Source organism: Microbacterium sp. Ag1, from assembly GCF_001005635.1.
Lineage (GTDB): Bacteria > Actinomycetota > Actinomycetes > Actinomycetales > Microbacteriaceae > Microbacterium > Microbacterium oxydans.
Window position 1 is genome coordinate 1 of sequence record NZ_LBCR01000011.1, and the last position, 13,761, is coordinate 13,761.

General features: G+C 68.9%; 15 protein-coding genes. 7 read left to right on the plus strand and 8 right to left on the minus strand.

What is annotated here, in order from left to right:
- Positions 1-282: 282 nt before the first annotated feature.
- From AAY78_RS00185 to AAY78_RS00205, 5 genes are all read right to left on the minus strand, one after another.
- Positions 283-1,371, minus strand: a complete 1,089-nt coding sequence (locus AAY78_RS00185; RefSeq protein WP_046746364.1) for an ABC transporter permease — start codon at positions 1,369-1,371, stop codon at positions 283-285.
- A complete protein-coding gene (locus tag AAY78_RS00190) occupies positions 1,368-2,252 on the minus strand; it encodes an ABC transporter ATP-binding protein (protein WP_046746365.1) in 885 nt (294 codons plus the stop codon). The genes AAY78_RS00185 and AAY78_RS00190 overlap by 4 nt, the downstream gene beginning before the upstream one ends.
- A 99-nt stretch (positions 2,253-2,351) precedes the next feature.
- A complete protein-coding gene (locus AAY78_RS00195; RefSeq protein ID WP_046746366.1) occupies positions 2,352-3,524 on the minus strand; it encodes a benzoate/H(+) symporter BenE family transporter in 1,173 nt (390 codons plus the stop codon).
- A gap of 38 nt (positions 3,525-3,562) precedes the next feature.
- Positions 3,563-4,252 (minus strand): response regulator, encoded by a 690-nt coding sequence (locus AAY78_RS00200; RefSeq protein WP_046746367.1) that lies wholly within the window; start codon positions 4,250-4,252, stop codon positions 3,563-3,565.
- Positions 4,249-5,538, minus strand: a complete 1,290-nt coding sequence (locus tag AAY78_RS00205; protein ID WP_046746368.1) for a sensor histidine kinase — start codon at positions 5,536-5,538, stop codon at positions 4,249-4,251. Before AAY78_RS00205 ends, AAY78_RS00200 begins: the two co-directional genes overlap by 4 nt.
- A gap of 149 nt (positions 5,539-5,687) precedes the next feature.
- On the opposite strand from AAY78_RS00205, the gene AAY78_RS00210 reads away from it, so the two are divergent.
- From AAY78_RS00210 to AAY78_RS00230, 5 genes are all read left to right on the plus strand, one after another.
- Positions 5,688-6,125: a VOC family protein gene (locus AAY78_RS00210; RefSeq protein ID WP_171011015.1), complete on the plus strand. Its 438-nt coding sequence runs from the start codon at positions 5,688-5,690 to the stop codon at positions 6,123-6,125.
- Position 6,126: 1 nt separating this feature from the next.
- Positions 6,127-6,819, plus strand: coding sequence for a winged helix-turn-helix transcriptional regulator (locus AAY78_RS00215; RefSeq protein ID WP_046746370.1), 693 nt, complete (start codon positions 6,127-6,129; stop codon positions 6,817-6,819).
- Positions 6,816-7,469: a dihydrofolate reductase family protein gene (locus AAY78_RS00220; RefSeq protein ID WP_046746371.1), complete on the plus strand. Its 654-nt coding sequence runs from the start codon at positions 6,816-6,818 to the stop codon at positions 7,467-7,469. The genes AAY78_RS00215 and AAY78_RS00220 overlap by 4 nt, the downstream gene beginning before the upstream one ends.
- Positions 7,470-7,630: 161 nt before the next feature.
- Positions 7,631-9,247 carry a carboxypeptidase-like regulatory domain-containing protein gene (locus AAY78_RS00225; RefSeq protein WP_046746372.1) on the plus strand — a complete coding sequence of 539 codons (1,617 nt, stop codon included), beginning with the start codon at positions 7,631-7,633 and terminating at the stop codon, positions 9,245-9,247.
- A 367-nt stretch (positions 9,248-9,614) separates the two neighbouring features.
- On the plus strand, positions 9,615-10,040 hold the full coding sequence (locus AAY78_RS00230; protein ID WP_046746373.1) for a hypothetical protein: 426 nt from the start codon (positions 9,615-9,617) through the stop codon (positions 10,038-10,040).
- Between the two features lie 72 nt (positions 10,041-10,112).
- Here the strand turns inward: AAY78_RS00230 and AAY78_RS00235 are convergent, their stop codons facing one another.
- Positions 10,113-10,934 carry a Cof-type HAD-IIB family hydrolase gene (locus AAY78_RS00235; protein ID WP_046746374.1) on the minus strand — a complete coding sequence of 274 codons (822 nt, stop codon included), beginning with the start codon at positions 10,932-10,934 and terminating at the stop codon, positions 10,113-10,115.
- On the minus strand, positions 10,934-11,794 hold the full coding sequence (locus AAY78_RS00240; protein ID WP_046746375.1) for an exodeoxyribonuclease III: 861 nt from the start codon (positions 11,792-11,794) through the stop codon (positions 10,934-10,936). Before AAY78_RS00240 ends, AAY78_RS00235 begins: the two co-directional genes overlap by 1 nt.
- A 244-nt stretch (positions 11,795-12,038) precedes the next feature.
- On the opposite strand from AAY78_RS00240, the gene pyrE reads away from it, so the two are divergent.
- Together pyrE and AAY78_RS00250 are read left to right on the plus strand one after the other, a co-directional pair.
- Positions 12,039-12,599, plus strand: a complete 561-nt coding sequence (gene pyrE, locus AAY78_RS00245; protein WP_082108509.1) for an orotate phosphoribosyltransferase — start codon at positions 12,039-12,041, stop codon at positions 12,597-12,599.
- Positions 12,596-13,498, plus strand: coding sequence for an ROK family protein (locus AAY78_RS00250; RefSeq protein WP_046746377.1), 903 nt, complete (start codon positions 12,596-12,598; stop codon positions 13,496-13,498). The genes pyrE and AAY78_RS00250 overlap by 4 nt, the downstream gene beginning before the upstream one ends.
- Before the next feature lie 47 nt (positions 13,499-13,545).
- On the opposite strand, the gene AAY78_RS19830 is transcribed toward AAY78_RS00250, so the two are convergent.
- The coding region (locus AAY78_RS19830) for a hypothetical protein (RefSeq protein WP_082108510.1) at positions 13,546-13,761 on the minus strand (216 nt) is incomplete at its 5' end.

The following is a 13,761-nucleotide window of genomic DNA, read 5'->3' on the forward strand; positions in this document are numbered from 1 at the left end:
GACGCCGCGGCGCTGCACGAGGCGCTCGACGGAAGCCCGGATGTGGCGGTCTGGTCGCACGCCGTGACCGGGGCGGGACGGGTCGAGATGCTACCGTTCCTGCACGAGCAGGCCGTATCGATCACGAACCACCGCTTCGGCAATCCCACCACCCTGGCCGACGGCGTGATCTGACCTGACCCTTCGCCGAGACCCATCCCGCACGCCGAAACCCAACGTCGCTGACGTCTGCGACGGCGGGTTTCCGCGTGCGGGATGGGTCTCGGCGGCAAGGGAGGGGGGCTAACCCCGCAGCGCCTCGCGGAGCTTGACGCGGGAGCCCATGCGCAGGAGCGAGTTCTCGTAGATCTTCGCGCCGATGACGATCGCGGCCACGCAGCTGGCGAGCAGGATCACGAGGCTCAGCAGCGGCTCCCACCACTGCGCCTCTCCCACGAACAGGCGCATCGGCATGCCGACCGGGGCGGAGAACGGCACGTACGACATGATCGTGAGCACCAGCGGGTTGTCGTTGAAGACGATGACCAGGATGTACGGCGCCATGATGAGCATCGTGATCGGTGTCGTGGTGGACCCGATGTCCTCCTGGCGAGAGACCATCGACGCCGCGGCCGCGAACATCGCCGCCAGCAGGATGAAGCCGAACAGGAAGAAGATCGCGAACCAGATGATGGGCGCCCCCAGCGTCGTGAGCACCTCCCGTTGACCGGTGACGATCAGACCGATGGTGGCGACCGCCGCCAGGGCGAGGATCTGCCCCATCGCGAGCACGGTGTTGCCGATCACCTTGCCCGCGAGAAGTGTGCGGGCCGGGATCGCCGAGAGCAGCACCTCGACCACGCGGGTCTGCTTCTCCTCCACGACGCTCTGTGCGATCGTGCCGCCGAACGTCGCCGCAGCCATCATGAAGACGAGGCCGAACGCGATCGCGATGAAGTACCGCAGCAGCGGGTTCGTGGTCGCGGGCTCGAGGCTGACGATCTCGGGAGCGATCGACAGGGCTGAGACGATCTCGCCCGGGGGATCCTGCATCGCGATGATCGTGTATCCCGACGGTCCGTCGCCTTCGATTACCGCGGCATCGACCTTGTCATCGCGCACGAGCTGTTCGGCTGCGGCCCGGTCGGCGACCGTGGTGACCTCGACGTTCGGGATGGCGGAGACGGCGGAGGCGGTCTCCGCGGTCACGGCGATCGGCGTGGTCTCGGAGTTCTTGCTCGCGAACCCGCCGAACAGGATGCCGGCGAGGGCGAGGACCAGCAGAATGCCGGTGGAGATCAGGAAGGCCTTGCTGCGCAGCTTCGATCCGATCTCGCGCTCGGCGACGAGCCAGATGCCGTTCGAGCTGCGAACGGGGGAGGGGGTGCTCACTGGATGACCTCCTTGAAGATCTGGGCGAGGGACGGATGCTTGGGGGCGAAGCTGGCGACATCGCCACGCTGTACGGCGGACTGCAGCACGCGCTGGGCCGTCTCCGGGCCGTCCGCGTCGAACAGGGCGTAGCCGCCCTCGAAGTCGACCACCGTGACACCGGGCTCGGTGCGCAGCCACCCGGCGTCTCCGGCCGAGACCAGCTCGTACCGGTCGCGCGCGTGCTCGGCGCGGAGTGCGTCGCGCGAGCCCGCCGCGCGGATCGTGCCACCGGCGAGGATGACCAGGTCGTCGCACAGCCGCTCCACCACGTCGAGCTGGTGGGAGGAGAACAGGATCGACGCCCCCTTGGCCGCGCTGGACTGCAGGACACCCGCGACCACGTCGACGGCGAGGGGATCCAGGCCGGAGAACGGCTCGTCGAGGATGAGCACCTCGGGGTCGTGCACGAGCGAGGCGGCGACCTGCGCGCGCTGCTGGTTGCCGAGCGAGAGCGATTCGATGGTGTCGTTCAGCCGCTCGCCGAGCCCGAGTTCCGTGAGCAGCGAGGTCGCCCGCTCCGTGGCCTCCTGCTTGCCGAAGCCGTGCAGGCGTGCGAGGTAGACGATCTGCTCGAGCACCTTCATCTTCGGGTAGAGGCCGCGCTCCTCCGGCATGTAGCCGAAGCGGCGCCGGTCGGCAGTCGTCAACGGGGCGCCATCCAGATCGACGCGACCGCCGTCCGACGACAGCAGTCCCAGCACGATCCGCATGGTGGTGGTCTTGCCGGCGCCGTTGCCGCCGACGAAGCCCGTGAGCCGCCCGGGGGCGACCGTGAAGGACACGTCATCGAGCACGCGCCGAGAGCCGTAGCTCTTGGTGATGCCGGAGAGTTCGAGCATTCCTGTGGTCATACCCTCACGCTACGGAGCACACGTGTCTCGGACATCCCCCGCATGGCGGACTCCGCAGGATCACCCGAGCGGGGGAGGAGGAGGAGGTCAGCTGCGCGCGGTGTGCAGCACCGTGCGCACGAGGAGACCGGCGACGAGGGCCCAGAATGCGGCGCTGACTCCGAGCACGGCGATTCCTGACGCGGCCACGAGGAACGTCACCACGGCGGGGATGCGCTCACCCGGGTCGTCGATGGCCTGCTGCACGGACGATCCGAACGCGGCGAACAGCGCGAGGCCCGCGACCGCCGGGATGACGGCGGCAGGTGCCAGCACCACGAGCGCGGCGAAGGCCGCCGAGAACACGGCGAGCACGAGGTAGGACACTCCGGTCGAGACCCCGGCGACCCACCGCCGTTTCGGGTCGGGGTCGGCGTCCGGCGAGGCGGCGAGCGCGGCGCTGATCGCGGCGAGGTTGATGGCGTGCCCGCCCGCCGTCGCACCGAGCGCCGTGCCGACCCCGGTGACGAGCATGGCCGGGCGCCACGGCACCTCGTATCCGAAGCTGCGCATGATCGCGACGCCAGGGACGTTCTGAGACGCCATCGTCACGATGAACAACGGCAGCGCGAGACCCACGAGGGCGCCCACCGTGAACGTGGGAGCGGTGAACTCGAGGCGCGGCAGCAGCAGACGCGGATCGAACGAAGCACCATCGCCGATCAGGGACACCGCGACCACCACGGCCGTAGCGGCGAACGCGAGCGGCACGGCCCAGCGCGGGGCGAGCCGCGCGAACACCAGCCAGGTGAGCACGACGGGCACCACGCCCCAGGGGTTCGCCACCAGGCCGGTGATCGGGGCGAGGCACAGGGGCAGCAGCACTCCGGCCAGCATCGCCTGCGCGATGGACGGAGGGATGCGAGCGATCAGGGCGCCGAGTGCGGGCCAGAGCGCGGTGAGCAGGATGAGCGCGGCGGTGACCAGGAACGCACCGACCGCGGCAGACCAACCGCCTTCGACCGTGCCCGTGGACACGAGGAGGGCGGCCCCCGGCGTGGACCAGGCGACGGTGATCGGCATCCGATACCGCCAGGCGAGCACGACGCACGCGAGACCCATCATGAGGCTGACCGCGAGCAGTCCGCTGGCCGCCTGCGCCGCGTCCGCCCCGACGGCGTCGAGTCCGGTCAGCACGACCGCGAACGAACTCGTGAACCCGACGAGTGCCGTCACCACTCCCGCCAGGATCGGGCGGGACAGGGGTGCGGCGTCGGGCATGGCTCCGAGGCTACCGCGGAGTCGGGGCCGACGCCGTCCTAGGCGAGGCCCATGCGATGCGCGAGCACCACCGCCTGCACACGGTCGCGTGCCCCCAGCTTCTGCAGGATGCGCGAGACGTGCGTCTTCACGGTGGCTTCCCCGATGAACAGCGCCTGCCCGATCTCGGCGTTGCTCCTGGCATCCGCGAGCAGGGTCAGCACCTCGGCCTCGCGCTCGGTGAGGGGCTCGGCGATGACGACGTTCGACACACCGCCGCCCCCGGTCGGCGCCGTGGGCGAGACCGTCGGAGCAGGTGTCGCGGTGAAGCGGGCGAGCACGCGGCGGGTCACCTCGGGCGCGAGCATGCCGTCCCCGGCGGCGAGCGCCCTGACGGCGGCGATGAGGTCTTCCGCACCGGCGTTCTTGAGCAGGAAGCCGCCAGCTCCGGCATCGAGCGCCTGGTACAGGTAGTCATCGCGATCGAAGGTGGTGACGATCGCGATCGCCGCTTCGATCGCGGGGTCGGCCACGATGCGTCTCGTCGCCTCGATGCCGTCCATATCGGGCATCTGCACGTCCATCATGATGACGTCCGGGCGGAGGGCGGATGCCTGCTCAACGGCCTCTGCCCCGGTGGATGCCTCGCCGACCACCTCGATGTCGGGCTGCGTGTCGAGGATCGTGCGGAAGCCCGCGCGCAGCAGCGCATGGTCGTCGACGAGCAGCACGCGGATCGATCCGGTCATCGGCGCACGCTCGCTTCGTGTGCGACGGATTCGCGTGTGACCGAGGCGACGGGAAGGGGCACACGGGCGCGCACGCGCAGTCCTCCGAAGGGACGCGGCGTCACCTCGAGCGTGCCGCCGGAGGCCGCGGCACGCTCCCGCATCCCCAGCTGTCCGAGTCCAGGACGCAGCTGCGAGACGGGGCGCCCCGTGTTCACGATCTCGACCTCGACGCCGTCGCCGTCGTAGCGCACTCGGACGTCGGCGGTCGCATCGGGTCCCGCATGACGGCGAGCATTCGTGAGCGACTCCTGGGTGATGCGGTATAGGTTCACGGCGACGAGAGACGGGACGGGTGTCGGGTCTCCGATGACCGTGTACGCGGTCGGAAGCCCCGCTTCGGTCGAGGCCTCGACCAGTTCGGCGACGTCGTCGAGGTTCAGGGTCGAGGCGGCGTCCGAGGTCTCTCCGCCCGGTGCGCGCAGAGTCTCCAGCAGTTGGCGCAGCTCGTGGATGGCGTCGCGCGCCGACCCCTCGATGCCCGTGAGGATGCGAGAGGCCTCCGCTGGATCCCGCTCCAGCACCAGGCGCGCGGCCCCGGCCTGCACGCCCATGACGGACACGTGATGGGCGACGACATCGTGCAGCTCTCTGGCGATGCGCACCCGGTCGAGCGCGACGGCCTGGGCCGCGGTGACCTCGCGTTCGCGCTCGAGCTCGGCCGTCCGCTGCTCGAGCACGGCCAGCTGTGCCGCCGCTGCCCACGAGCGCTCGCCGAAGTAGTAGGCGCCGCCGAAGTAGAGCCCGTTCAGCAGCAGTTGGATGAGCATGAAGGCCACGTAGGGCGACATGGCTCCGGCGATCACATCCGCCTTGTCCGCCTCGCGGATCGCGTCGCGGTACATGGTGATCAGCAGCCACACGAACATGCTGACGATGATCCCGACGCGCACGATGAGCGCACGCCGGCGGTTGTTCATCCAGGCGCCGACCGTGTAGATCGCGATGAACATGGCGATGTTGCCGACGTAGATCTCGGGGATGCGGATCGTCACCGCGGTGAAGTAGGTGGCCACCACGATGACGGCGACGGTGCCTGGCCAGCGCCGGCGCACGGCCAGGGGAGCGGTGACGACCGCCGCGTACACGAGGGCGGTCCACAGCGGCGCCTGTTCGTCGCCGTACATCTCCGCGATCGAGGAGAGCGCTGCGCTCAGCACGGCACCGACGAACAGCACGGTCGCGAGCACGAGATCGCTGCGCCGTTCGCGCTCGGTCGGCGTGCGGATGAACGGGGCGGCGGACATCCCTCCACCGTAGGGCGGGCCGTGGCGGCGCCGCATCCCCCGTGTGGGGGATCGACTCGAACTTGCTATTGACAAGCGTGATTGTTTTTAACAAGCTCTACCTCAACGGGCTCACCGACCGATGAGCTCACACCTCCGGAGGAGCCATCATGACCAAGGTGTTCGTCAACCTGCCCACCACCGACCTCGAGCGCGCGAAGGCCTTCTACACCGCGCTCGGCTGCGAGATCAGCCCCCAGTTCACCGACGAGAATGCGGCGTGCGTCGTGTGGAGCGAGGACATCTACTTCATGATCCTCAAGCGCGAGTTCTTCTCGACCTTCACCGACAAGCCCATCGCCGACCCGAACGAGGTCGTCCAGGTCTCGGTGGCGTTCAGCCAGGACTCCCGCGAGGAGGTCGATGCGATCCTCGCGAAGGGTCTGGCGGCCGGTGGCGCCGAGCCGAAGCCCGTACAGGACTACGGCTTCATGTACTCGCGTGACCTCGACGACCCCGACGGCAACTCGCTCGGCTTCCTCTACATGACGCCCGAAGCCATCGAGAACGGCCCGGATCACGTGGCCGACACCGCCACGTCGGCCTGACATGGCGGCGCGCAGCTACGGCCAGTACTGCGGTGTGACGACGGCCGTCGAGCTGATCGGGGAGCGGTGGGCGCTGCTCATCGTCCGTGATCTGCTCGTCGGACCGCGTCGGTACACCGACCTCAAGCAGGGTCTGCCGCGCATCCCCACCAACATCCTGTCCACGCGACTGAAAGAGCTGCAGGAGGGTGGGGTCGTGCGACGTGTGCCGCTGTTGAACTGCGGACTCGTGTACGAGCTCACCCCGTACGGGCGCTCCTTCGAACCGATCATGCTCGCCCTCGGACGCTGGGGCTTCCAGGCGATGGGAGACCCGGACGAGGGCGACGTCGTCACGGCCGATTCCCTCACGATGGCGCTGCGCACGGCGTTCGTCGCCGAGAGCGCGCTGGACGCGGAGTACGAACTGCACGTCGGCGATGTCGCCCTCCGTGCATCGGTGCGCGACGGCGAGCTCCGCGTCGCGCAGCTCGCCCCTCCGGCACCTCCCGTCGGCGGGCGCATCCCCGAAGGAGAACCGGATGCGGTGATCGTTGCCGGCCCCGGCATCCGTCGGTTGATCGGCGGCGAGGTCACCCCGGCGGAAGCGCTGGCACAGGACCTCGTCGCTGTGATCCGCGGCGATGAAGCGCTGCTGGAGTCTTTCGCAGACACCTTCCACATCCAACGATTGACAGTAGGGAGCACGACATGAACGACCAATATGCTGATGAACAACAGACACCCGGTCGCATCCTGATCGATCTCTTCACCTCTCTCGACGGAGTCGCCCAGGGTCCCGGCGGCACCGATGAGGACACGTCGGGCGGATTCCGGTTCAGCGGGTGGCAGGCCGGATACCCCTCCTCCGGCGTCGGACCCGAGATCGAGAAGGGCATGCGCGGTCTCGATGCGCTGTTGCTCGGTCGGCGCACGTACGACATCTTCGCCTCGTACTGGCCGCATCACACCGAGGGCGAGTCCGGCGACATCGGCACGCTCTTCAACCGCGTGCCGAAGTACGTCGCGACCCGGGATGCGGATCTCGCGCTCGACTGGGAGGGCAGCACGCGCGTCGGTGTCGACCTCGCCGCGGAGATCGCGGCGATACGGGCGGCCCATCGCGAAGTGCATGTGATCGGCAGCATCGATTTCGTGCACACGCTGCTCACTGAGGGTCTCTTCGACGAGCTGAACCTCTGGGTGTATCCGCTGCTGCTCGGCGCGGGCAAGAAGGTGTTCGACGATGGTGCGTCGCCGAGCGTGCTGCGTCTACTCGAGCCGCCGATCACCGACGACGCCGGAGTGACACTGCTGCGCTACGCACGGACCGATCGGGTGCCGGAGGTCGGCACTTTCGGGTGATCACGGACAGGTAACGCCGACACTCGAGTGTTCCCAGAGTGTTCCCTCCCGGCGGCTCGTGGGATATCGTCGGGCGCACGGTGCGGGGCCCACTCCCCGCACGGGGTCGCGAGGGCAGAGCCGCTCGCGCGATTCGAATCCCATCGTGAGGGGAATCACCGATGAAGTCACGTCATGCCGTCCGCCGGGCGCGGCTGCGAGGACTGAGCGCGGGCGCTCTCGCGGCGGTGCTGGTCGTCGGGGGCGCAGCCGCTTCAGCCCCGGCCGACGTCATCGCCACGACGACGATCACCGGGAGCGTCACCCGCGAAGACAGCGGGCTTCCCGTCGAAGGCGTCAGCGTCGACATCTCCGACAGCGAGGGTGGGTCTACGTACGACGCGATCACGGACGCGAACGGAGACTATACCGTCGGCGACCTTCCCGCGGGCGAGTACGTCGTTCGCTTCGCACCTGCTTCCGCTGCCCCCGACCTCGTCTCGGAGTTCTGGAAGGATGCCGCCGACTGGAGCGGCGCACAGCGCATCGTCGCCGTCGGCGGGGAGATGATCGACGACATCGATGCCTCGCTCCGCGTCGACGAGTCCGCCGCGGGTACGGTGACCGTCGACGGTGAAGGCGACGTCGGGTCGGTCGATCCCGTCGACGTCACGGCGACCGCGGGTCAGGTGGTCGCCATCGCGGCGGCACCCGCCGCGGTGACGGCGATCACCGGCACAGTGCGCGCGGACGGCGCCCCCGCTGCGGGGCTGGTCGTCGAGGCATTTGCCGACGGCCAGGTGGCGGGCACGGCCACGACTGCTGCGGACGGCGCTTACCGGCTCGACCTTCCCTCGGGGGTGTACACCGTGCGCGCTTCGGGAGCGGCTGCCGGTCTCGTCTTCGCCCCCCAGTACTACCCGACGGCGACGACGCCGGGAGTCGCCGCTCCGGTAGAGCTCACTGCGGACGCCGACCGCATCGGTGTGAACTTCGACCTCGCGCGCGGAGGCAACATCCAGGGGACCGTGGAGAGCGACGGCGGCGCGCTCCCCGCGGGCGGGGCGCAGGTCACGGCCTACCTCTTGGGCGGGTCCGGCTGGTACCCGATCGCGACGACGACAGCGGCAGGCGCTTACATCTTCGGCGGTGTCGATCCTTCTGTGCCTCAGAGCGGGGGACCGCTTCCCGCCGGCACCTACCGCATCGGAGTCGAAGCGGAGGGATTCTGCACTCAGTTCGTGGGGGGCGCGCACACGCTGGAGAACGCGACGCCCTTCGAACTCGGAGCTGGCGGGAATCTCACCGACCTCGATGTGACGTTGACCGTGGAGTGCGGGACGGGGCGCGTCCCGACGATCACGCTCTCGCCCACCAGCGTGCGCGCCGGTGAGCTGCTCCAGATCTCGGGCATTAACTTCGTCCCGGGGACGCTGCTGGAGTTCTTCGTGGAGCCCGAGCAACTGAGGTTGGGTACTCTGACCGCGGACGCCGACGGCAGCTTCACGGGAGCCTTCCGGATCCCCCTCGACGCCGTCGTCGGCGAGCACTACATCCTCGCCCGGCTCGGAACGTCGAAGTTCGCCAGCGGACCCCTGATCATCATGGCGGCGGCCGATCCTGCAGGCGGTGCGGTAACGCCAGGTGCAGGGCTGGCCGACACGGGCGGAGAAGCTCCGGTCTCGACCGTGACGATGGCACTCGGCCTCGCGGCGGTCGGGCTGCTGCTCATGCTGAGACGAGGTCGACGGCTCAGGAACGCGTCGTCCGTGCCATCTCAATCATCGACGAGAGAGTGATGAAACGGGTCTTCCACCGTGGTATCGAGCGGATGTAGGGAGCGCCACTGGCCGACGATCTGACGCCACCCGAGACGAGCCCGATGAGGATGCTCGTGGTGGGAATCCTCTTCATCGGCTTCGGAATCTTCACTGGCGCGGATGCGTTCCTGAGCTGAGAAGACTTCGAAGGGGCATTCAAGAGCACCCTTGCTGCAGCGCGTTGCTTCCGGGACCTGCCGCTCATGTTCAGCCTGCGATCATGGGGGAGGGCTGGATGCCTCAACCCGATCGAGAGATCGGCGCTTCCAGGAGGAGGGTACGAGCGATGCGGCTGATGCGAACGCGCTCACATCGTGTGATTGCGCTAGCCTCCGTGGCAGGAGCAGTGCTCGTTCTCGCGGGATGTGAGACCGCATATCAGCACGGGCCGTACGAGTTGGGCACTGACGGTGAGAACCTCTTGGTCGCGGTATGCGAGGCTCGAACGATCACCGAGGTCTATGTGGAGGAACGACCTGACCTTCCCGGTGTTCAAGGACGCCAGCACATCTGGGATGCGTCCGGAGACCTCTCGGTCGCATCCCGCGAGATCCTCCTGGTCGGCGGCGACAATCCGGGTCTTGTCGACAGTGTCAGCCTGAAGCCGACCCTTGAACCCGGCGTGCGCTATTTCCTGGACATGAACGAAGCGCTGGGACAGGTTACGTCTGCGCTCTTCAGGATCCCGGAAGGCGGCCTCGCTCCCGGTGAGTGGCTGACACCGGAAGGCGATGTATCTTCCGAGCCCTGTTCCCGGCGCGACACGACCTGACTCGCGTTTCGCCGGCTCCGTTGGCATATGAGTCGAAGGCACCCGCACTGACGACCTGCGGGGCAATGCTCGTCAGCCGAGTAGCCGCTCGATCACCTGCGCCACACCGTCCTCGTCGTTCGAGGCTGTCGTCTCGTCGGCCGCATCCTGCACCAGGGGTTCGGCGCCTGCCATCGCGACGCCGTGCCCTGCCCAGCGGAGCATCTCGACATCGTTGAGCGCATCGCCGAAGGCCGCCACGGCGGCGCGGTCGATGTCGAGATGCTCGCAGAGTCGTGCGAGGCCGGTGGCCTTGGAGACGCCCTCCGCCATGACCTCGACGAACGGGGCGCCCGACAGTGTCGCCTCGAAGCCGGTGAGTCCGAGCGAGCGCAGGGTGTCGAACAGGGCGGCGGGGGCGAGCTCGGGGTGGCGGATCACGAACTTCAGGCTCGGCGCGGACAGCACCTGCTCCAGTGGGACACCGCCCATCGTGGCGGGGTCGCGCTTGTGGTCGGAGAGGGCGGCGATCGCGGCGTAGCCGTCCTGGGCCACGAACGTCTCTCCGGCATCGCGCACACTCGCGAACAGCAGGCCGGGGATGCTCGCGCGCAGAGCTTCGGCGAGCGCGCGGATCGTCTGGGGTGGCAGCTCCTCGGCGAACAGCATCCGCCCGTCGTCGAGGCGCACGGCATAGGCGCCGTTGCTGCACAGCGCCCACTTGTCGAACCCCGCATCCGCAGCGATGGCACGCAGGCCGATCGGCTGGCGCGCAGTGACCGGGACCACGTGGATCCCGCGGGCTCGGGCGGCGTCGAGCGCGGCGCGGGTGCGCGGAGTGACGGCCGACGACGAATCGAGCAGGGTGCCGTCGAGATCGGTGGCGATCAGCCGCACGCGCACGTGATCGGCCATCAGGAGAAGATCATCGGCATGTCGTCGTCGTCATCGGCGCCGCCCGTCCCGAGACGACGGCTGTCGAGGTCGACGACCACCGGGACATGGTCGCTGGGCTGCTCGCCCTTGCGCTCGTCGCGGTGGATGGACGCGCCCTGCACGGCCTCGGCCAGCGTGCGCGAACCGAGCACGAAGTCGATGCGCACACCCTCGTTGCGCGGGAACTTCAGGCGCTGGTAGTCCCAGTAGGTGAAGCCCTCCGGGATCAGGGGGCGTACCACGTCGGTGACCCCGGCATCCTGGAACGCGAAGAACGCGTCGCGCTCCTGCGGGGACACGTGGGTCGAACGGCCGACCACGATGTCGGGGTCGCCGTTGTCGACGTCGAACGGGATGATGTTGAAGTCGCCCACCAGGGCGAGGGGCAGATCGGGGTTCGCCGACAGCTCGGCTGCCGTCGATCTCTTCAGCTGCTCGAGCCAGTGCAGCTTGTAGAGGTAGTGCGGGTCTTCCAGCGAGCGGCCGTTCGGCACGTACAGGCTCCACACCCGCACGCCGTCGACCATCACGCCGAGCGCACGTGCTTCGAGCGGCGCATCCGGCCCCTCATGCCCCTTCGCGAAGCCCGGCATGCCGTCGAACGAGGTGCGCACGTCGGTGACCGGGAGGCGGCTCGCGATCGCCACGCCGTTCCACTGGTTCAGCCCGTGCACCTCGACGTGGTACCCGGCCTCCTCGAACGGTCCGTAGGGGAACTGCTCCGGCTTGCATTTGATCTCCTGCATCGCCAGCACGTCGATGTCCTCGCGGACGGCGAACTCGACGGTGCGGGTGACGCGGGTGCGGATGGAGTTGACGTTCCAGGTGGCCAAGCGCATGCGTCAAGCCTAGTTGCGGGATCCGACACCCGAGCCTGCACTGGGTCCGTCGCCCGCGACCTGTGTGGCGGCCACCTGCATGACGGCCACCTTGCATGACCACCACCTTGCATGACCACCACCTGCATGGCCACCACCTGCATGGCCACCGAACGGATGCATGAGCCGCATGGCCGGACGTTCATGCATGCGGTCAAACCTCATGCATCCGCGCAGTGCGCCCCAGGCTCCTACACTGGATGCCGTGACCGCACTCGACGCAGACCGCCAGACGCTCCTCGACCTCATCAAGGACGAGGCGGTGTTCCACGGCGACTTCACCCTTTCCAGCGGCAAGAAGGCGACGTACTACGTCGACATGCGAAAGCTCACGCTGGACCACCGCGCCGCTCCCGCGATCGGTCGCATCATGCTCGACCTGATCGGCGACCTCGACGTCGTGGCCGTCGGTGGCCTCACGCTCGGTGCCGATCCGATCGCGAACTCGGTGCTGCACGCTTCGGTCGCAACCGACACCCCGCTCGACGCGTTCGTCGTGCGCAAGGAGCCCAAGGACCATGGGCGCGGCCGCCAGATCGAAGGCGCCGACGTCAAGGGCAAGCGTGTCGTCGTGCTCGAAGACACCTCGACCACGGGGCAGTCGGCGCTCAAGGCCGTCGAGGCCCTGCGCAAGGAAGGCGCAGAGATCGTTGCCGTTGCCGTGATCGTCGACCGCAAGACCGGGGCGCAGGCCGCGATCGAAGCCGAGGGTCTCGAGTGGCGCGCCGCCTTCGACCTCGACGACCTCGGACTCGACCCGCAGTGACGCGCTACGCCCTGGCCGTCGACGTCGGCGGAACGAAGATGGAAGCCGCGCTCGTCGGCGAAGACGGCCGGCTCGTCGAGGGAAGCCGGAGTCGACAGGCGACGGGTCGCGAAGCCACTCTCGATTCACTCGATGCGTCGGTGGTCGCGATCGTCGAGCACGCGCTGGCGGCTCTACCCGCGGACGCCGAACTCGTCGGGGCCGGCGTCGGCAGCGCCGGACCGATCGACCGCACGGTCGGGGCGATCATGCCCGTGAACATGCCCCTGGCACGCGGGTTCCGTCTCGAGGACTCGGTGCGCGCGGCGGCGTCCACGGTGCTGGGGCGCGACGTGCGCACTCTGCTCGGTCACGACGGCGGTGCGCTCGCCCTCGCCGAATCCTGGCTCGGGGCCACGCAGGGCGCCGGCGCCTCGCTGTCGATCGTCGTCTCGACCGGTGTCGGCGGCGGGTTCGTCGCTAACGGCGCCTATATCCCCGGGGCCACCGGCAACGCCGGCCACCTGGGTCAGGTGCGTCGCGAGGGTGGTCTGACCCTGGAGGAGATCGCCTCCGGGCCGGCGAGCGCCGCCTGGGCGCAGACGCAGGGCTGGAGCGGTGCCACCGGGGAGGATCTGGCCCGTGACGCAGCCGCCGGAGACACTGTCGCTCGTGCGGCGATCGAGCGCTCCGCCCGCGAAGTAGGCGGTGCGTTGGCGGATGCCGCGACCCTCGTCGACCTCGACGTCGTCGCGATCGGCGGCGGATTCTCGCGGGTGTCCGAGGACTACATCGACCTCGTGCAGACAGCGCTCACTGCCAGCGCGGCGCACGAATACTCGCGGCGCGCCCGAGTCGTGCGCTCTGGGCTGGGCGACGAGGGGCCGCTCATCGGCGCCGCCGCGCTCGTGCTGCGGTAGCCGCCGCCCTCGTGCTGCGGTAGCTCCCTCCGACTGCGCTGCTCAGCTCAGCGGTGGGCGCTGAGCAGGTGCCGGGGTGGCCCGGCGAGGCGGGCGACGGAGATCTTGAGAGGGGGGACGTCGGCGGCAACGGAGTCGATGCGGGTGCTGGGCGTCTCGTCGACGGCGTCGATACGGGCGGCGATGCGGCGGACCATCCAGGCGCCCGCGGCGAACAGGCTCGTACCGAGGGTGAGCACGACGCCGATCGCGCTGAGGACGAT

What these genes read in the sequence shown, in the direction of transcription:
- AAY78_RS00190 (WP_046746365.1), bottom strand. Translation starts at nt 2,252, where the DNA reads ATGCTCGAACTCTCCGGCATCACCAAGAGCTACGGCTCTCGGCGCGTG.
- AAY78_RS00195 (WP_046746366.1), bottom strand. Translation starts at nt 3,524, where the DNA reads ATGCCCGACGCCGCACCCCTGTCCCGCCCGATCCTGGCGGGAGTGGTG.
- AAY78_RS00200 (WP_046746367.1), bottom strand. Translation starts at nt 4,252, where the DNA reads ATGACCGGATCGATCCGCGTGCTGCTCGTCGACGACCATGCGCTGCTG.
- AAY78_RS00205 (WP_046746368.1), bottom strand. Translation starts at nt 5,538, where the DNA reads ATGTCCGCCGCCCCGTTCATCCGCACGCCGACCGAGCGCGAACGGCGC.
- AAY78_RS00210 (WP_171011015.1), top strand. Translation starts at nt 5,688, where the DNA reads ATGACCAAGGTGTTCGTCAACCTGCCCACCACCGACCTCGAGCGCGCG.
- AAY78_RS00215 (WP_046746370.1), top strand. Translation starts at nt 6,127, where the DNA reads ATGGCGGCGCGCAGCTACGGCCAGTACTGCGGTGTGACGACGGCCGTC.
- AAY78_RS00220 (WP_046746371.1), top strand. Translation starts at nt 6,816, where the DNA reads ATGAACGACCAATATGCTGATGAACAACAGACACCCGGTCGCATCCTG.
- AAY78_RS00225 (WP_046746372.1), top strand. Translation starts at nt 7,631, where the DNA reads ATGAAGTCACGTCATGCCGTCCGCCGGGCGCGGCTGCGAGGACTGAGC.
- AAY78_RS00235 (WP_046746374.1), bottom strand. Translation starts at nt 10,934, where the DNA reads ATGGCCGATCACGTGCGCGTGCGGCTGATCGCCACCGATCTCGACGGC.
- AAY78_RS00240 (WP_046746375.1), bottom strand. Translation starts at nt 11,794, where the DNA reads ATGCGCTTGGCCACCTGGAACGTCAACTCCATCCGCACCCGCGTCACC.